General features: G+C 73.5%; 4 protein-coding genes. All 4 read right to left on the bottom strand.

From position 1 onward, the window contains the following. Positions 1-3: 3 nt before the first annotated feature. The 4 genes from AB0G20_RS36445 to AB0G20_RS36430 all read right to left on the bottom strand — a co-directional run bounded on the left by AB0G20_RS36445 (position 4) and on the right by AB0G20_RS36430 (position 20,258). Positions 4-747, bottom strand: coding sequence for an alpha/beta fold hydrolase (locus tag AB0G20_RS36445; RefSeq protein ID WP_361310339.1), 744 nt, complete (start codon positions 745-747; stop codon positions 4-6). A gap of 76 nt (positions 748-823) precedes the next feature. Further along, positions 824-4,714, bottom strand: a complete 3,891-nt coding sequence (locus tag AB0G20_RS36440) for an amino acid adenylation domain-containing protein (protein ID WP_361310337.1) — start codon at positions 4,712-4,714, stop codon at positions 824-826. A gap of 4 nt (positions 4,715-4,718) precedes the next feature. Continuing rightward, positions 4,719-12,464 (bottom strand): amino acid adenylation domain-containing protein, encoded by a 7,746-nt coding sequence (locus tag AB0G20_RS36435; protein WP_361310335.1) that lies wholly within the window; start codon positions 12,462-12,464, stop codon positions 4,719-4,721. 12 nt (positions 12,465-12,476) lie between these two features. Beyond that, positions 12,477-20,258, bottom strand: a complete 7,782-nt coding sequence (locus AB0G20_RS36430) for an amino acid adenylation domain-containing protein (protein ID WP_361310332.1) — start codon at positions 20,256-20,258, stop codon at positions 12,477-12,479. Positions 20,259-20,280: the final 22 nt, after the last annotated feature.

Here is a 20,280-nt window from a genome sequence, read left to right as displayed (position 1 = left end):
CTGTCACGGGCCTGTCACGGCGCTGACACGGCGCTCGCGCGCGGACTCCGCTTCGATCACGTCCAGCACCTGCCGGCCGAGGTCGACCAGGTACATGTGATCGCCGGGGAACTCCACGTAGCCGAACCCGGCCGTGGTCGCCGCCCGCCACTGCCGGGCCTCCTCCGCGGTGACCAGGCCGTCGTGGTCGCCCCGCAGCGAGGTGATCGGCACCGACAGCGGGTCGTCGGTGCTGGGCACGTAGGCCTCGTGCATCTCGCAGTCCGCCTGGAGCACGGGCAGGATCAGCTCCCGCATCTCCGGGTGGTCCAGGGCCTCGTGCCGGAACCCGGCGAACTCCTCCACGCGGGCGAGGAACTCGTCGCCCTCGAGCCCCGCCGCCCGCCGCTCGCGCTGCGTCCACGGCCCCGGCGAGCCGCTGACGACAAGCCGCTCGACGGGCACGCCGCGTGCGCTCAGCAGGTGCGCCAGCTCGTAGGCGAGCACCGCGCCCAGGCTGTGCCCGAACAGCACGGTCGGCGTCCCCTCACCGAGGTCCGCGACGATGCCGTCGATCTCGCCCCGGGCCGCCTCGACGACGTTGCGGTACGGCGTCTCCAGGAACCGCCGCTCCCGTCCCGGCAGTTCCACCGAGGTCACCCGCCAGCGGCCGGCGGCCGACTCCCGCCACGGGTGGAAGAACGAGGGCCCCGCCCCCGCGAACGGCACGCACAGCAGCGCGGTCTCCTCCCCGTGTCCCGCGGACACGCCAGGATCCGTCACCCCGACCAACCCCCATCATCGATTCGTTCGTTCGCTGAAAACCGGCTCAGGCGTGCGGTCGCTACGCCAGCTTGCGGTGGAAGACCTCGAACATCTCCGCCACGGGCCCGGGCATGTGCATCTCGTGGTGCGTGACCGCCACGTCGTGCACCTCCAGGGAGCCCTGGACGTAGGGCCGCCACAGGTGCGCGTACGACGTGTCCTCGAGGGTGGCGTTGAAATACACCACGTCGCCGCGGTAGACCGGCGACTCGAAATCCATCATCAGGGCCGTGTTGTTCGCCAGGACCTTCGACATGGTGTCCAGGAACTGCTGCCGGTTGCCGGTGCGGATGTACTGGCTGAAGTCGTCCTCCAGCTCCGCCCGGAAGTCCGACGAGTCCTTCCCGGCGTGCACCTCCTCGAACCCGTGCCCGCCCGGCTGGGCGTCCAGGACGGCCACCAGGGCGACCTCGTGTCCGCGCCGGTCCAGGGCGTCCGCCACGGCCTGCACGACGGAGCCGCCGTAGGACCAGCCGATGAGGTTGAACGGACCCTCCGGCTGGATCTTCAGGATCTGGGTGACGTAGTCCTCGATCATCTCCTCGACGGAGCCGGCCAGCGGTTCCACGCCGTCGGAGCCGCGGGACTGCAGCGCGTAGGCGGGCCGGTCCGGCAGGTGCAGCACGAAGCTGTAGTACGCCCAGCCCAGGCCGCCGCCCCCGTGGAAGAACCACACCGGCTTCTTGCCTGTGCCGGGGTCGTTGTTCAGGGGCAGGACGACCGCGAAGGAGTCGGCGTCGTCGTCGGGTATGCCTCCGGCCAGCATCAGCGCGGCCAGTTCGGCCACCGTGGGGTAGCGGATGATCGTCCGGATCGGGATGTCGATGTCGAACTGGTTGCGGATGCGGACGCTGAGCCGGGTGGCCAGCAGCGAGTGGCCGCCCAGGGCGAAGAAGCCGTCGTCGATGCCGACCTTCTCCAGACCGAGCAGCTCGGCGAACAGCTCGCACAGCGCGCGCTCGTAGGCGTTGCGCGGCTCCCGGCCGGCGGCGGTCGTCGTCGCATCCTCCGCGGGCAGGGCCCGCTTGTCGAGCTTGCCGTTGGAGGTCAGCGGGATCTCTGCCAGCGGGATCACCGTGGACGGCACCATGTAGTCGGGCAGGCGCCCGCGCAGGTACTCCGACAGCTCCTCCCCGGTGACGGCGGCACCGGGCTCGGGCACGGCGTAGCCCACCAGGCGCTTGTCGCCCTCCTGGTTCTCGCGGACCAGGATCACCGCCTGCGCCACCTCCGGGTGGCCGGCCAGCGCGTGCTCGATCTCGCCCAGCTCGATGCGGAAACCGCGGATCTTCACCTGGGAGTCGGCGCGGCCCACGTACTCCAGCTGGCCGTTGCGGCCCCAGCGGACCAGGTCGCCGCTGCGGTACATCCGCTCGCCCGGCTCGCCGAACGGGCAGGCCACGAACCGGCCCGCGGTCAGGCCCGGCCGGCCGTGGTAGCCGCGGGCCAGGCCGTAGCCCGCCACATACAGTTCGCCGGTCACGCCGACGGGCGCCGGCCTGAGGTGCGGGTCCAGGACGTAGGCGCGCAGCCCCGGCACGGCAGGGCCGATCACGCTGGCCCGGTAGCGGGCGGCGGAGTGCTCGTCCAGGTCGATGCGGGTGACGTGCACGGTGGTCTCGGTGATGCCGTACATGTTCACCAGCACAGGCGCGTCGGAGGCGTGCCGCGCGTACCAGTCGGTGAGGCGGTTCAGGTCCAGGGCCTCGCCGCCGAACACCACGTACCGCAGCGCCAGGTCCTGGCCGGGGGCGTCGGCGTCGGCCTGGACGAGCTGGTAGAACGCCGAGGGCGTCTGGTTGAGGACGGTGACCCGCTCGCGGGCGAGGAGTTTCAGGAAGTCGGCCGGGGAGCGGGAGACGTCGAAGGGGACCACGACGAGGCGTCCGCCGTGCAGCAGCGGGCCCCACAGCTCCCACACCGAGAAGTCGAAGGCGTAGGAGTGGAACAGGGTCCACACGTCGTCCGCGCCGAAGCCGAAGTCCCGGGTGGCGGTGAAGAGCCCGACCACATTGCGGTGCGGGATCAGCACGCCCTTGGGGCGGCCGGTGGACCCGGAGGTGTAGATGACGTACGCCGGATGCGCGGGGCGCAGCGCGGTGCCGCGCTCGGCGTCGGTGAGGTCGGCGGCGGACTCCCCGTCGAAGGCCCCGGCCCGGTCGAGGCGGACCAGGGGGAGGTCGTGGGCGAGGTCCTGCGCGGCGTCGGTGTCGGCGGTGGTGACCAGCAGGACGGGTGCCGCGTCCTCGACGATGTAGGCGATGCGGTCGGCCGGGGAGTCGGGGTCGATCGGCAGGTAGGCGCCACCCGCCTTGAGCACCGCCAGCAGCGCGACGACCAGCTCCGCCGAGCGCTCCAGGCAGACCCCGACCAGGGACTCGGGCCCCACCCCCTGGGCGACCAGGTGCCGGGCGAGACGGTTGGCCCGGGCGTTCAGCTCCCCGTAGGTGAGCGTGGTGCCGTCGTACACCACGGCGACCTCGTCGGCCCGCTGCGCCGCCTGCCGCTCGAACAGCTCGACCAGGGTGACCTCGTCGACGGTGTCGCCGGCGGCGTTCACCTCCACCAGCAGCCGCTCGCGCTCCTGGGCGCTCAGCACGTCGACGTCGCCGACGCGCAGGCCCGGGTCGGCGGCGAACTGCTCCAGCACCCGCACCAGCCGGGCGGAGATCTCCTCGGCCGTGCCGCGGTCGAACAGGTCGGTCGCGTACTGCAGGTCGCCGCGCAGCGTGCCCGTGCCGTCCACGGCGAGGAAGAAGGTCAGGTCGACCATGGCGGTCGACGGGATGGCCTGCTCGAACCGCATCTCCAGGCCGGGCAGCGCGAGGTCGGGCTTCTCGTAGCTCTGCCAGGAGAAGATCACCTGGAACAGCGGCTGGTAGGCCGCGGAACGGTCGGGGTTGATCGACTCGACCACCACGTCGAACGGCACGTCCTGGTGCTCGTAGGCGCTCAGTGCCTTGTCGCGCACCTGTGCCAGCAGGTCGGTGAAGCGCGGGTTGCCGGAGAGGTCGGCGCGCAGCACCTGGGTGTTGACGAAGCATCCGATCATGTCGGCCAGCGCCTCGTCGGTGCGCCCGGCGATGGGGGAGCCGATCGTCACGTCCTCGCCGCCGCCGAGCTTGCTCAGCACCACCGCCAACGCGGACTGCACGACCATCGACAGGCTCATCCCGCGCTCGTCGGCGAGCTTCTGCAGCCCGACCGCCACCTCGGGTGCCGCCTCGATGCCGACCGTGTCGCCGCGGGAGCTGGCCTCCGCGGGCCGCGGGCGGTCCAGCGGCAGGTTCAGCGGCTGCGGCACGCCCGCGAGTTCCTTGCGCCAGTACTCGATCTGCGCCGCCGCGAGACTGCCCGGGTCGGCCACGTCGCCGAGCACCTCGCGCTGCCACAGCGCGTAGTCCTTGTACTGCAGCGGCAGCGGCTCCCACGCCGGCGCCCGGCCGTGCCGGCGGGCGGTGTAGGCGTCGACCAGGTCCCGCATCAGGGGCGCGCTGGAGCTGCCGTCGGAGGCGATGTGGTGGATGACCAGGACGAGGACGTGCTCCTCGGGCGAGCAGCGCAGCAGGGTGGCCCGGAAGGGCAGTTCGGCCGCCAGGTCGAAGCGGTGCGCGACGGCCTCGTCGACCTGGGCGGGCAGTTCCTCGGGCGTCACCTCGGCCACCGGCACCCGCAGCGCCGCCTCGGCCATCGGCCGGATCCGCGCGTACGGCTCGCCGGCGTCGTCGGTCGCATACGTGGTGCGCAGGATCTCGTGCCGCTCGACCACGTCGTGGATCGCTGCGACCAGGGCGTCCTGGTCCAGAGTGCCGGTCAGCCGGAACGCCGCCGATATGTTGTAGGTCGCCGCCCCCCGCTCCAGTTTGTGCAGCAGCCACATGCGGCGTTGTGCAAATGACAGCGGAATCATTGCTTCACTCCTTATTGAACATCTGGCGCATACTGGGGCGACGGGGAGCGGCCGACTCCTCCGACCACGCGGCGAGCGCGGCGACCGTCGGCTGGTCGAAGACCTGGCGGATGGGTATTTCGATGCCCAGCTCGGCACGGGCGCGGCTGATCAGGCGGGTGGCGAGCAGGGAGTGCCCGCCGAGCGTGAAGAAGCCGTCGTCGAGGCCGACCCGTTCCACGTCGAGCACCTCGGCGAACAGCTCGGCCAGGGCCTTCTCGCGGGGAGTGCGGGGCTCGCGGTAGGGGGCGCCGGTGAACTCCGGCTCGGGCAGCGCGGCCCGGTCCAGCTTGCCGTTGGGCATCAGCGGCAGCCGGTCCAGGAGCACGAGGGCGGACGGCACCATGAACTCGGGCAGCCGCTCGGCGGCGAAATCGCGCAGCTCCTGCGCGGTCGTCGTCTCCCCCGACGGCACGACGTAGGCGACGAGCCGTTTGCCGACGCCGGTCCCGCGGGCGACGACGGCGGCCTGGGCGACCTCGGGATGCGCGGTGAACGCGGCCTCGACCTCGCCGGGTTCGACGCGGAAACCGCGCACCTTGACCTGCGTGTCGGCGCGGCCCACGTACTCCAGCAGGCCGTCTGCGTTCCAGCGGGCCAGGTCGCCGGTGCGGTACATGCGCGAGCCGGGCGCGCCGTAGGGGTCGGCGACGAACCGCTCGACGGTCAGTGCGGCGCGGCCGTGGTAGCCGCGGCCCACGCTGCCGCCGACGTACAACTCGCCGACCGCACCCTGCGGCACCGGGGCGAGGCCGGGTCCGAGGACATAGGCGCGCATGTTGCCCAGCGGCGTTCCGACGGGCGCGTTGCCCGACCCGTCCGGCGTGTCGCCGGTGACGGTGCAGGTGGTGGCGTAGAACGACTCGCTCTGCCCGTAGGCGTTGACGACCCGCACCCCGGGGAAGGCGTCCCGCACCTTCTCGACGAGCGGGAGGGGCAGGGCCTCGCCGGCGAAGACGAGCGTCTCCACGCCGGTGCGGTCCGCGATCTGGTCGACGAGTTCGGCGAAGGCGGACGGCACGGTGGAGATGACGGCGCCGCTCCAGCCCTTGCGCTCCCCCAGCACCAGTACGTCGCGGACCAGTTCGACGACGCCGCCGGTGGCGAGCGTGGTGAAGATCTCGAACGCCGAGACGTCGAAGTTGACGGAGGCGCCGGCCAGCATCCGCTTGCCCGGTCCGAGCCCCACGCGGGAGGCGAGCCGCAGCACGCCGTTGACCACGTTGGCGTGGGTGATGGCGACGCCCTTGGGCGTGCCGGTGGAGCCGGAGGTGTACATCACGTACGCCAGTTGCTCCGCGTGCACCCGAGGCAGCGGGCCGGCGGGGCCCCCGGCGAGGTCGAGGGTGTCGAGGAGCAGGTCCGGGACGTCGTGCTCCGGCAGGGTCCCGGCCGTCGCGGAGTCCGTCAGGACCAGGCACGGCCGCGCCTCCTCCAGGATGGCCCGCAGGCGGTGGCCGGGGTACCGGGGGTCGGCCGGCAAGTACGCGCCGCCCGCCTTCAGCACCGCGAGCAGGGCGACCACCAAGTCCGCCGACCGCGGCAGCGCCACCGCGACCACCGACTCCGGGCCCACGCCCCGGCGGACCAGTTCGGCCGCCAGCCGGCCGACCCGGGTGTCGACCTCGCGGTAGGTGAGCATCACGCCCTCGGCGACCACGGCGGTCTCGTCCGGGGTGCGTGCCGCCTGCGCCTCGACGAGCCCGCCGATCGTGGTGTCGGGGGTGGGGGCGGCCGTGTCGTTGAACCCGGCCAGCAGCCGGTGACGTTCGGCCGGGTCCAGGGTCTGAAGTCGCGCGGCCCGCAGCGCCGGAGTGGTGGTGAGCTGCTCGATGACCCGGACGAGGCGGGCCGCGTACGTCTGAACCGTCTCGCGGTCCAGGACGCCCTCGGCGTACTGGAGGGAGAGCTGGAGGTGCGGTTCGACCAGCGCCATCAGGGTCAGCGGGTAGTTGGTGCCGGTGTCCGCGGTCATGCCGGTGAGGGTGATCCCGGCGGTGGCGTCGAGGGCGGCGCCGAGGCCCTCCTGGTCGACCGGGTACGACTCGAAGACGACCAGCGTGTCGAAGAGGGACTGCAGACCGGTGGCCTGCTGGATCTCCGTGAGCCCGTGGTGGTGATGCTCCAGCAGGCCCGCCTGGCGGTTCTGCAGCCGGGTGAGGATCTCGGCGAGGGTGTCGCCGGGCGCGTACCGGACGCGGACGGGGAGGGTGTTGATGAACAGCCCGACCATCGACTCCACGTCCGTCACCGCGGGCGGGCGCCCGGAGACGGTCGCGCCGAACACCACGTCCTGGCTGCCGGTGAGCTGGCCGAGCAGCAGCGCCCACGCGCCCTGCACCAGGCTGTTGACGGTGACGCCCAGCTCGGCGGCGCTGCGGCCGATGCCACGGGCCACCTCGGGCGGCAGCGCGACCTCGACCTGGCCGAGACCGGCGTCGCCCGCGCCCTCCGCGCCGGGGACGAGCAGGGTGGGCTCCTGCAGTCCCTCCAGCTCGGCCGCCCAGGCCCGGGCCGACTCCTCCCCGTCCTGCCGTGCGCGCCAGGTCAGGAAGTCGCCGTAGCTCCGCACGGCCGGCAGGGCGGCCGGGTCGCCGTCGAAGGCGTAGAGCAGCAGCAGGTCCCGCATCAGCAGGGGCGTGGACCAGCCGTCGAACAGGACGTGGTGGGCGGTCATCACCAGTTCGGTGCGGTCGGGCCCGAGGACGGCCAGGGACAGCCGGAACAGCGGCGGGGCGGCCCGGTCGAAGTGGGCGGCCCGGTCCTCGGCGAGGAACCGCTCGAACGCCTCGCTGCGTGCGCTCTCGCCGCCCGCGGTCAGGTCGAGGTGCCGCCAGGGCAGCGTCGTCTGCCGCGGAATCACCTGCACCACGTCGCCGTCCGCCTTCTCGACGTACGCGGCGCGGAGGTTGGCATGCCGGTCCAGCAGCGCCTGCCCGGCGCGGCGCATCCGCTCCGGGTCGATGTCACCGGAGAGGTGGAACACCATCTGCATGTGGTAGGCGTCGAACGACGACGCCCCGGCCAGCATGGTGTGGAACAGCATCCCGGACTGCGCCGGCGTCACCGGCCACACCTCGGTCAGCCGGCCGAAGCGGGCTTCCCAGGTGTCGATCTCCTCCTGGCTCACGTCGACCAGGGACGCGTCGCTCGGGGTCAGCCCGCCGGCCTCGGGAGCCGCGGCGTGCCGGGCCAGGGCGGTCAGCGCCTCCACCCACAGCCCGGCCAACTCGGTGACCTCCGCGCGGGAGAGCACACCGGTCGGGAAGCCGAAGTAGGCGGTCAGCTCGTCGCCCGCGGGGGTGGCGGTGGCGACCGCGTTGATCTCCAGCGCGGACAGCACCGGCATGTCCGGATCCGGCGCGGCGATCAGGTCGCGGTGGCCGGTGTCCGGTGTCCAGCCCTGGCCGCGCAGCTCCTCGGGGATGTCCGCGCCGGAGGACTTGCCGAGGTAGTTGAACCCGATCTGAGGCAGGGGCTGCCCGGTGAGCGCGGCGGCGGTGCCGGGGTTGAGGTGGCGCAGCAGGCCGTAGCCGACGCCGTTGTCGGGTATCGCCCGCAGCTGCTCCTTGACGGCCTTGACCGCCCGCCCGGCCGCCGGGCCGCCGGCGAAGGCGTCCGCCACGTCGACGCCGGCCAGGTCCAGGCGGACCGGGTACATGGCGGTGAACCAGCCGACCGTGCCGGACAGGTCGGCGCCGGGCACCACGTGCTCCTCCCGGCCGTGTCCCTCCAGCCGGACCAGCGCGGTCGACCCGGGCACGCCGCGCGTCCGGCGCCAGCGCACCAGCGCCAGCGCCAGGGCGGCCAGCAGCCCGTCGTCGGCGCCGCCGCGGAACACCGACGGCACCGTGTCGAGCAGCGTCCGGGTGACGTCCGCCGGCACCTGGACGCGGACGGTGTCCACGGTGGCCGCGACATCGCGGGCGGGGTCCAGCTCGCGTGAGCCGAGCGCGACCTCCTCGCCGCGCAGGATCTCCTGCCACAGGGGCAGTTCCGCCATCCGCTCGGGGGTGGCCGCCTCGTCGGCCAGCGCGTGCGCCCAGCGGCGCAGCGAGGTGCCCGCCCCGGCCTGCTGCGGGGGAAGGCCGTCGCGGACCCGCTGCCAGGCGGACACCAGGTCCGGCAGCAGGATCCGCCACGACACCCCGTCGACGACCAGGTGGTGCAGGACGATCAGCAACCGGTCCGTTTCCGTGTCCGTGGCGGAGGTGAAGCGCACGAACTGCGCCATGACGCCCGCTTCGGGGTCCAGCCGGTCCGCCGCCGCGTCCAGTTCGGCCTGTACGTCGGCGCCGTCGTAGGGGACCTCGCGCACCAGGAGGCCGGCGTCCACGCTGCCGGCCGGGGACATGCGCAGGCCCGGCTCGGTGCGGTCGAGGCGGGACCTGAGGACGTCGTGGCGGTCCAGCACGGCCTGCAGGGTCGCGGCCAGCCCCGCGCGGTCGATGCCCTCGGGCAGGGTCAGCAGCGCCGACATGCAGAACCGGCCGATGCCACCGCCGAGTTCGAGGACGTGGGCCGCGGTCGGCGGCAGCGGGGCCCAGCCGGTGCCGCCGCCCGGCAGCTCGGCCAGGCGCACCGGCTCCTCCTCACCGCGGCCCTCGACGAGTTCCGCGAGCCGGACGACCGTGCGGTGCTCGAAGATCTCCCGCGTGCTGACCACGACGCCGCGCCCCTTGGCCCGCGCGACGACCTGGATGGAGCGGATGCTGTCGCCGCCGCAGGTGAAGAAGTCGTCGTCGATGCCGACGCGTTCGGCGCCGAGCACGTCCGCGTACACCTCGGTCAAAATCCGCTCGGTCTCGGTGCGCGGCTCCCGGTACTCGGCGCCGGTGAACTCCGGCTCGGGCAGCGCGGTCCGGTCCAGCTTGCCGCTCGCGGTCAGCGGCAGCCGGTCCAGCACCACGAGCACGGCGGGCACCATGTAGTCCGGCAGCCGCCCGGCGGCGAACCGCCGCAGTTCCGCGGCCGGGACGGGGCCCGTCTGCGTGCCGCCGTCCGCGGCACGGGACGGGGCGACGTAGCCGACGAGCCGCGCGGTGCCGGCGGGGTCCCGACGCACGGTGACCACGGCCTGGCCGACCGCGGGGTGCTGTGCGAGGACGGTCTCGATCTCGCTCGGCTCGATGCGGATGCCGTTGACCTTCACCTGGGTGTCGGCGCGGCCCGCGTAGTGGAGCCGGCCGTCGCCGTCCCACCGCGCGAGGTCGCCGGTGCGGTACATCCGCGCGCCGGGCTCGCCGAACGGGCAGGGCACGAACCGCTCCGCGGTGGCCCGGCCGCCCCGGTGGTAGCCGCGGGCGAGCCGGCCGGCGACGTACAGCTCGCCGATGACGCCGGGCGGCACCGGGGCGAGATCCGGCCCGAGGACGTGGGCGCGCATGTTGGCCAGGGGCCGTCCGACGGGGACGGCGCCGGTCCCGTCCGGCTGCGCGGGGAGGGTGTGGGTGGTGGCGTAGAAGCTCTCGGTCTGCCCGTAGGCGTTGACGACGCGGACGCCGGGCAGGGCGTCGCGCACCTTGCGCACCAGGTCGGCGGTGAGGGCCTCGCCGGCGAAGACGACGGTCTCCACGTCGAGTCCGCCGCCGGGGCCGGCGGCGAGCTGGTCGAGCAGCGCGGAGAAGACCGTGGGGACGGCGCTGACGGTGGTGCCCGACCAGGAGCCGCGTTCGGCGAGTTCGAGCACGTCGCGGACGACCTCCACGGTCGCCCCGGTGGTGAGGGCCGTGAAGATCTCGAAGACGGAGACGTCGAAGTTCACCGACGTCGCGGCGAGCATCCGGGACCCCGCCTCGACGCCGACGGTGCGGCGCAGGTCCCGCACACCGTTGACGACGGCGCCGTGCGTGACGGCGACGCCCTTGGGGGTGCCGGTCGAGCCGGAGGTGAACATCACGTAGGCCAGGTCGTCCGCCGAGACGCGGACGCCGGGGGCCTCGGGGCCGGGGCCGTCGAGGCTCAGGCCCTCCAGGCGGAGCACCGGCGCCGGGCAGCCGGCCACGCCGGCCGCCGCCTCACCGCCGGTCAGCACCAACGCGGGACGGGCGGTGTCGAGCAGCAGGCCGATCCGCGAGGACGGGTAGCCGGGGTCGACCGGCAGGTAGGCGCCGCCGGCCTTGAGCACGGCGAGCATCCCGGTCACCAGGTCGGCGGAGCGCGGCAGGGCCACGGCGACCAGGACGTCCGGTCCGACGCCGTGCTCCCGCAGCACCGCGGCGAGCCGGCCGGCGCGGTCGTCCAGTTCCCGGTACGTCAGTGTGGTGTCCGCGGACACCACAGCGGTCGCGTCGGGGGTACGGGCCGCCTGGGCGGCGACCAGCTCCGGCACCGTGGATCCCCGCACCGGGCCCGCCGTGTCGTTGACCCGCCTCAGCAGGTCCCGTTCGGCGTCGGTGAGGACGTCCACGGAGGCCAGCGGTGCCCCGGGGTCGGCGACCACCTGGCGCAGCACGCGCACGAAGCGGTCGACGATCGCCCGGGCCGTGGCGGGGTCGAACAGTCCCGTCGCGTACTCCAGCCGCCCGTAGGCGCCCCCGTCCGCGTGCGGGACGACGTTGAGGAACAGGTCGAACTTGGCGGTCCCGGTATCCGCCGCGACGGGCGTCGCCCGCAGCCCCGGCATCTCGATGGGCGGCCACACGAACTGCCAGGCCAGCATGACCTGGAACAGCGGCTGGTAGGAGGTGGCGCGTTCCGGGCCCAGCAGCTCCACCAGGCGCTCGAACGGGATGTCCTGGTTGTCGTAGGCGGCGAGGGCCTTGTCCCGCACCTGCTCCAGCAGCTCGCCGAACGACGGGTTGCCCGACAGGTCGGCGCGCAGCACCCAGGTGTTGACGAAGAACCCGATCAGATCGTCGAGCTGCTCGTCGGCGCGCCCCTCGATGGGGCTGCCGATCGTCAGGTCGGTGCCGCCGCCCAGCTTGTGCAGCAGCACCGCCAACGCGGCCTGGGCCGCCATCGGCGGCGTGGCACCGCGCTCGGCGGCCAGCCTCCCCAGCCCGGTGAGCAGCTCGGGTTCCAGCTCGAAGGAAACGTGTCCGCCGCGGTGGTCGGACATCGTCGGGCGGGGCCGGTCCAGGGGGAGCTGGACCGGCTGCGGCACCCCCTCCAGCTCCTGGCGCCAGTAGTCGATCTGCGCCGCGGCCACCGACTCCGGGTCCGCCTCGTCGCCCAGCACCTCCCGCTGCCACAGCGTGTAGTCCTTGTACTGCACGGGCAGCGGCGCCCACTGCGGGGCACCGCCCCGGTGACGGGCCGCGTACGCCGACACCAGCCCCTCGAGGAACGGCGCCATGGAGGCGCCGTCCACCGCGATGTGGTGGAACACGAACGCGACGACGTGCTCCTGCGGGGAGACCCGGAAGACGGTGGTGCGCAGCGGCAGCTCCGTCTCCAGGTCGAACCCCTCGCGCAGCACCTCGCCCAGCGCGGCGTCCACCGCGCCCGCCGCCACGTCGAGCACCCGGAACGGGACGGCCGCCTCCTGCGGGGGCAGGATCCGCTGCTCGGGCGTGCCGTCGGCGTTCTCGGCGACGAGGGTGCGCAGCGTTTCGTGCCGGGTCACGACATCCGTCACGGCCGCGGCCAGGGCCGCCGTGTCCAGCGGCCCTTCCAGACGCAGCACGAAGGGGATGTTGTAGGTCGCGGACGGGCCTTCCAGACGGTGGAGGAACCACAGCCGGCGTTGGGCGAACGACAGCGGAATCATCGGCGCAAACTCCTACACGGTCATCTGGCGCAGCTGGGGGCGGTTCTTCTTGCGCGGCCGGGAATCGTCCGCGGTCAGTTCCTCGATACGCGCCGCCAGTTGAGCGACGGTCGGGTTGCGGAACACCATCGTGACCTTGGAGTCGACGCCGAACTGGTTGCGGATGCGCCCGCTGAGCCGGGTGGCCAGCAGGGAGTGGCCGCCGTTGCCGAAGAAGTCGTCGTCGATGCCGATCTCCTCCCTGCCGAGCAGGTCGGCGAAGAGGCGGCACAGGGCTTCCTCGGTGGCGTTGCGGGGCCGTCGTCCGGGCTCGGCCCTGCCCTGGTCGGGGGCGGGCAGCGCGCCGCGGTCGAGCTTTCCGCTCGGGTTGGTCGGGAACTCGGCGAGCGGCACGATCGCCGACGGCACCATGTACTCCGGCAGGCGCCGGCGCAGCAGTTCCGCCAGGGGCGCGAGGTCGAGCCCGTCCGGGTGGGCCTTGCCGGCCGGCACCACGTACGCGACCAGCCGCTGGTCGCCGGGGCGGTCCTCCCGTACCAGGGCGACCGCCTGCGCCACGGCGGGGTGCTCGGCCAGGACGTGCTCGATCTCGCCCAGCTCGATGCGGAAGCCCCGGATCTTCACCTGGAAGTCGGTGCGCCCGATGTACTCCAGCCGGCCGTCCTCGCGCCAGCGCACCAGGTCACCGGTGCGGTACATCCGCGTGCCGGGCGCGCCGAACGGGCAGGCCACGAACCGGCCCACGGTGAGGTCCGGCCGGCCCTGGTAGCCGCGGGCCAGGCCGTCGCCGGCGATGTACAGCTCGCCCCGCACCCCGCGCGGGACGGGCTGCAGCCGGGCGTCGAGCACGTACACCTGGGTGTTGCCGATCGGCGTCCCGATGGAGGGGACGCCTCCGGTCTCGACCGGGGCGCTGGTGGACCAGATCGTCGTCTCGGTCGGGCCGTAGACGTTGGCCACCTCGGCCGCCTGTCCGGCGAGGGCCTCGGCAAGCTGCGGCGGCAGGGCCTCCCCGCCGACCAGGATCCGCAGGCCCGTGGCGCCGTCGGGCTCCTCCATCAGCAGGATCTGCCAGAACGCCGGTGTCGCCTGGACGACGGTCACCTGGTGACGGCGCATCACCTCCCGCACGGCCGAGGGCTGGGAGACGGTCTCCTTGCCCGCCAGCACCACCGCCGCCCCGGAGATCAGCGGCAGGTACAGCTCCAGTCCCGCGATATCGAACGAGACCGTCGTCACGGCGAGCAGCCGGTCGGAGGGGGCCAGCGGGAACCGCCGCCGCATGGTGGCCAGGAAGTTGGCGAGTCCCCGGTGGGTGACCGACACACCCTTGGGCTTGCCCGTCGAGCCCGAGGTGTAGATGACGTACGCCGCGTTGTCCGGGCGGACGGTCACGGCGGGCGCCGTGGCCGGGTGGCCCGAGCAGTCGGCCCCGGCGAGCGTGTCGGCGTCGAGCACGAGCGCGGGGCGGGCGTCCTCGAGGATGTGATCGATCCGGGAGCGCGGGTGGTCCGGGTCGATCGGGACGTAGGTGGCGCCGGTCTTCAGCACCGCCAGCAGCGCGACGACGAGCTGCGCGGACCGCGGCAGCCGCACGGCCACCAGCGACTCGGGCCGGACGTCGCGGTCGATCAGCCAGTGCGCCAGCCGGTTGGCGCGCTCCTCCAGTTCCGCGTACGTGAGCGAGGTGTCCTCGGCGGCGACGGCGAGGGCCTCGGGGGTGGCCTCCGCCTGCCGGCGCACCGCCTCCATCAGGCCGCCCGCGTCCAGGGCCGGCTCGGCGGTGTCGTTCACCTCGCGCAACAGCCAGTCGCGCTCCTGCTCGCCGAGGACGTCGATGTCGCCGAGGCGCGTGGCCGGGTCGGCGAGGAGCTGGTCGAGGACCCGCACGAGCCGGGCGGCGATCTCCTCGGCCGCCTCGCGGTCGTAGAGGTTGTTCTGGTAGTCGAGGGAGAGTCGCAGGTAGGGGTCTGAGGAGTTGAGGGTGAGCGGGTAGTGCGAGCCCGCGAAGGGGCGGATGCCGTCGATGGTGAAGCCCGCCGAGGTGTTGGCCTCGACCATGCCTTCGCGGTCGATCGGGTAGTTCTCGAACACGATCAGCGTGTCGAACAGGGCGGGCAGTCCGACGCTGCGCTGGATGTCGGCCAGTCCGTAGTGGTGGTGGTCGAGCAGGGCGGTCTGCCGGTCCTGAAGGTCGGTGATGACCTCGCCCATGGTGTGGTCGGCGCCGCAGACGACGCGGGTCGGCAGGGTGTTGATGAACAGGCCGACCATCTCGTCGGAGCCGACCAGGTCGGCCGGACGGCCGTTGACGGCGGCGCCGAAGACCACGTCGTGCTGCCCGGTGAGCTGCGACAGCAGGATCGCCCACGCGCCCTGCAGCAGCGTGTTCAGGGTGACGCCCAGCTCGGCGGCGCGGCGGGCGAGTTCGCGGCCCTTGTCGATCGACAGCGGTACCTCGACCCGGCCGAGGGCGGACGCCGTGCCCTTCAGGGCGGCGTTCGGGGCGACGAGGGTCGGCTGGTCGAACCCGTCCAGCTCGGCCTTCCACCGCGCCTCGGAGACCGTCTGGTCCTGCGTGGACAGCCAGGCCAGGTAGTCGCCGTAGTTGCGGACCGGCGTCAGCTCCTGGGTGCCGGAGTACAGCCGGATCAGGTCCGTGATCACCATCGGCGAGGACCAGCCGTCGAACAGGGTGTGGTGCGCGGTGACGATGAGCTTGGCCCGCTGCGGCCCGCAGGTCAGCAGCGCCAGGCGGATCAGCGGCGGCCGGGCGGGGTCGAGCTGGTCGGCCCGGTCGTCGGCCAGGGCACGGTCGAGCGCCGCGTCCTGCTCGGCCTCGCTCAGGCCGGTCAGGTCCAGGTGCCGCCAGGGGATGTCGACGTGCTCCGGCACGACCTGCACCGGGTCGCCCTCGTCGGTGGTGAGGAACGCGGCGCGCAGGTTCGGGTACCGCTCCAGCAGCGTCTGCCCGGCGGCCCGCATGCGGTCGGGGTCGACGTGCCCGGACAGGTGCAGCGCGAACTGCATGTGGTAGACGTCGAACGATCCCTCGGCGAGCGCGGCCTGGAACTGGATGCCCGACTGTCCGGGGGCCTGCGGCCACACCTCGGTCAGCCGGCCGTACCGCTCCTCCCACGCCTCGATCTCGTACTGCCGCACCGGGACCAGCGGGGCGTCGGCGGGGGTGAGCCCTCCGATGCCGGGGCGCGCGGCGTACGCGGCCATGCCCCGCAGCACCTCGGTCCACAGCTCGGCCAGTTCCGTGGTCCGCTCGCGGGAGAGGACGCCGGTGGGGAACATGAAGGCCGCCTGCAGCCGGGGGCCCTCGGGGGTGTCGGTGGCGACCGAGTTGACCTCCAGCGCGGACAGGGCCGGCAGGTCCGGGTCGGGCAGGGCGATCAGCTCCGCGGACCAGGACGCCGGTCCCCATCCCTCGGCGCGCAGGTGCTCGGGGACGTCGGAGTCGGAGATCCGGCCGAGGTAGTTGAAGCCGATCTGCGGCACCGGGCAGTCGGCGAGCTGTTCGCCGGTCTCCTCGTTCAGCCAGCGCAGCAGCCCGTACCCGATGCCCTTGCCGGGGACCGCGCGCAGCTGCTCCTTGACCAGCTTGACGGCCCGGCCGGCGGCGGCACCGCCCGCCAGCACGTCGGCCAGGTCCACGTCCCGGACGTCGACGCGGGCCGGGTACATGCTGGTGAACCAGCCGATGGTGCGGGAGAGGTCGGCGCCGGGGACGGCGTCCTCCTCGCGGCCGTGGCCCTCCAGGCGGACCAGGGTCGAGGCGTCCGCGCCGCGCCACCGGTTCATCGCCAGGGCGAGCGCGGCGAGCAGCACGTCGGTGCCGGTGCCCCGGAACGCCGTGGGCAGGGTGCTCAGCACCGCCTCGGTGACGTCGGCGGGCAGCTCCACGCGCACGGTGTCGACCGTGGACCAGACGTCCACCTCCGGGTCGAACGGCCGCGTGCCCAGCGGCGGGTCGGACTGCTCCAGTACGTTCTGCCAGTGGGCCAGTTCCGCCTCCCGCTCCGGGGAGTACGCCTCGTCCTCCAGCGCCGACGCCCAGCGCCGGGCCGACGTGCCGACCGCCGGCAGCTCGGGTGCCCTGCCGGAGCGGACCTGCTGCCAGGCCTCGGCGAGGTCCGACATGAGGATGCGCCAGGAGACGCCGTCCACGACCAGGTGGTGCAGCACCACCAGCAGTCGGCCCCGGCCGGTGCCGGGGGCGAACCAGACGAAGTCCGCCATGGTGCCGGACTCGGGGGCCAGGCGCCCGACGGCGTCGTCCAGTTCCGCCCTGGCCGCATCGAGCGCGGCCGGCTCGTCCCAGCGGCCGTCGCAGTCGACCCGGCGGATCAGGTCCGCGGCGCGGACGGTGCCGGGCTCCCCTACGAGGAGGGCGGGCTCGTCGCCGCGCACCAGCCGGGCGCGCAGCAGGTCGTGCCGTTCGAGTACGGCGTCCAGGGTCGCGGCGAGGCCGTCGGCATCGATGCCCTCGGGCAGTTCCAGCACCATCGACATGGCGAACCGGTCGGTGCCGCCGCCGTGCTCGAACACCTGCCGGGCCACCGGCTGCAGCGGCATCGGGCCGACGCCGCCGCCGTCGAGTTCGGCGAGCACGGGCGCCCGGTCGCGTCGGTCGGCGGCCACCTCGGCCAGCCGGGCCGCCGTGCGGCACTCGAAGATCTCCCGGGTGGTCAGCTCCAGGCCCTTGGCGCGGGCCCGCGCCACCACCTGGATGGAGCGCAGGCTGTCCCCGCCGACCGCGAAGAAGTCGTCGTCGGCGCCGACCCGGTCCACGCCGAGGACGTCCGCGTAGGCGCCCGTGATGATCTTCTCGGCCTCGGTGCGGGGCTCGCGGTAGGTCTCGCCGAGGAACTCCGGCTCGGGCAGTGCCGAGCGGTCCAGCTTGCCGGTCGGCCCGAGCGGCAGCCTGCCGAGGGCGACGAACGCCGACGGCACCATGTAGTCGGGCAGCCGTGCCGCGGTGAACTTGCGCAGCTCGGCGGCGGAGGCCCCGGACTGCACGTCGACGTCGCCGATGCCGCCGACGCCGTCGTCGCCGACGGCTCCCTCGCCGGTGTGCACCACGTACGCGACGAGCTGCTTGCCGCCCGAGGGCAGCTCCCGGCCGATCACGACGGCCTCGCTGATGCCGGGGTGCCCGGCGATGACCGCCTCGACCTCGGCCGTCTCGATACGGAAGCCACGCACCTTCACCTGGCCGTCGCCGCGGCCGACGCACTCGAGCCGGCCGCGCGCGTTCCAGCGGGCCAGGTCGCCGGTGCGGTACATCCGCTCGCCGGCCGGGCCGAAGGGGCTCGGTACGTAGCGTTCGGCGGTCAGGCCCGGCCGGCCGTGGTAGCCGCGGCCCACGCAGGCCCCGGCCACGTACAGCTCGCCGACCACGCCCTGCGGTGCGGGGGCGAGGCCCGGGCCGAGGACGTAGGCGCGCATGTTGCCCAGCGGGGTTCCGATGGGAGCGACGTCGCCGTCGGGCCACTCCTCGTCGGGGGCGAGGGAGTAGGTGGTGGCGTAGAAGCTCTCGCTCTGGCCGTAGGAGTTGACGATCCGGGCGCCGGGCAGGGCCTCGCGGACCTGCCGGACCAGCCGGGCCGGGAGCACGTCGCCGGCGAAGACGACGGTGCGCACGTCGGCCGCCTTGTCCAGGTGGCCGACCAGTTCCCCCAGCACCGAGGGCACGCCGCTGACGATGTGGCCGTCGATGCGGTCCCGTTCTCCGAGCGCCAGCGCGTTCGGGAGGATCTCGGCCGTGCCCCCGGTGGTCAGGGTGGTCAGCAGCTCGAAGACCGACACGTCGAAGTTGACCGAGGTGCCGGCCGGCATCCGCCAGCCGGGCGGGGTGTCGAGGACGCGGACCAGTTCCCGCACGCCGTTGACGACGTTGCGGTGGGTGATCGCCGCGCCCTTCGGCTTGCCGGTGGAGCCGGAGGTGTACATCACGTACGCCAGGTTGTCCGGGCCCAGTGGCGCGGTCCGGGCGGTGTCGTCGGGGGCCCCGGCGGGGGTGTTCCATTGGGCGCGGTCGTCGAGAACGACCGGTGTGATGTCGCTCGGCGGCAGCTCCCGCCAGGTCGCGGTGTCGGTGACCGCGAACCGCGGGCGGGCCTCGGACAGCACGGTCTGTGCCCGTCCGCTGAGGTACTGCGGGTCCATCGGCACGTATCCGGCGCCGGACTTGAGGATGCCGAGCAGGCCGGCGACGAGGTCCTCGGTGCGCGGCAGCGCGAGGACCACCAGGTCCTCGGGGCCGGCTCCGCGCCGGATCAGCTCCCAGGCGACACCGTTCGCCCGCTCGTCCAGCTCCCGGTAGGTCAGGGCCCGGCCGTCGCACACGAGCGCCGGGGCGCCGGGCGTGGCGGCGGCCTGCCGCTCGAACAGCTCGGGGACCGTCAGTTCGGGCAGCTCGGCCGCGGTGTCGGCGGCCCGGGTGAGCCAGTGGTCCCGCTCGGCCGGGTCGAGGACGTCGACGGTGGCGACGGCGCGCTCGGGGTCGGCCACGAGCCGGCCCAGGACGCGGACGAACCGTTCGGCGATGCTCTCGGCGGTCTCCCGGTCGAAGAGGCCGGTGGCGTACTCCAGTCGGCAGTCGGCCCCGCCGGCGCTGTTGGGCAGCAGGTCGAAGAAGAGGTCGAACTTGGCGGTGCCGGTCTCCAGCCGCTCGACGTGGACGCCGAGGCCGGGCAGTTGCAGCGGCGGCACGGGAGGCTGCCAGGAGAGCATGACCTGGAAGAACGGGTTGTAGGCGGTGGAGCGGTGCGGGTTGAGCAGCTCCACCAGCCGCTCGAACGGCATGTCCTGGTTGTCGTAGGCGGCCAGGGACCGCTCCCGCACCCGCTGGAGCAGCTCGCGGAAGGTGGGGGTGCCGCTCAGGTCGACGCGCAGCACCCAGGTGTTGACGAAGAACCCGACCAGGTCGCGCAGGTCCTCGTCGGTGCGGTCGGTGATCGGCGCGCCGATGGGCACGTCGTCGCCGCAGCCGAGGTGCTGCAGGAGCACCGCGAGCGCCGAGTGCATGACCATCGACACCGTGGTGTCCAGCTCGGCGGCCAGCTTCTCCACGGCCTCCAGCAGGCCGGGGTCGAGGGAGAAGGGGATCCGGTCGCCGTCGGGGTTCATCACCCTCGGGCGCGGGCGGTCCGTCGGCAGGGGCAGCGGCTGCGGCAGGTCGGCCAGCGCCTCGCGCCAGTACTCCAGCTGCCGGGCCGCCAGGCTCTCCGGGTCGGACTCGTCGCCCAGCAGGTCGAGCTGCCACAGCGTGTAGTCCGCGTACTGCACCGGCAGCGGCTCCCATGCCGGGGCCCGGCCCTCCCTGCGCGCCGCGTAGGCCGTGGTGAGGTCGCTGAAGAGCGGCCCGAAGGACTCGCCGTCCACGGCGATGTGGTGCGCGACGACGACGAGGGTGTGGTCCTGCGGTGCGCTGCGCACCAGCCGGGCGCGGATCGGTACGTCGGCGGCCAGGTCGAAGGTCTCGGTGGCCACCTCCTCGACGGCTGCCGCCCGCCCGGCCTCGGCGGCCTCGACGACGGGCAGGTCGAACGGCTTCTCCCCGGTCGTCAGCACCTGCTGGTGCGGGACGCCGTCGTCGCCCTCGACGATCACCGTGCGGAGGACCTCGTGCCTGTCGATGACGTCGCGGAGCGCCGCAGTGAGGGCGTCCACGTCCAGCTCACCGGTCAGCCGCAGGGCGAACGCGCCGTTGTAGGTCGGCGAGGGGCCTTCGAACCGGTCCACGAACCACAGCCGGCGCTGCGCGAACGACAACGGGATCATTGTGTCTCCAAAATCGGCGAAC

Origin of the sequence: Streptomyces sp. NPDC024017, assembly GCF_040638895.1 — a bacterium.
GTDB lineage: Bacteria > Actinomycetota > Actinomycetes > Streptomycetales > Streptomycetaceae > Streptomyces.
The sequence above is the reverse complement of the archived record's forward strand: the minus strand, read 5'-3'. Positions and strand labels throughout refer to the sequence as shown.

Coding starts and splice junctions, on each gene's coding strand:
- AB0G20_RS36435 (WP_361310335.1), bottom strand. CDS start 12,464: ATGATTCCGCTGTCGTTCGCCCAACGCCGGCTGTGGTTCCTCCACCGT.
- AB0G20_RS36440 (WP_361310337.1), bottom strand. CDS start 4,714: ATGATTCCGCTGTCATTTGCACAACGCCGCATGTGGCTGCTGCACAAA.
- AB0G20_RS36430 (WP_361310332.1), bottom strand. CDS start 20,258: ATGATCCCGTTGTCGTTCGCGCAGCGCCGGCTGTGGTTCGTGGACCGG.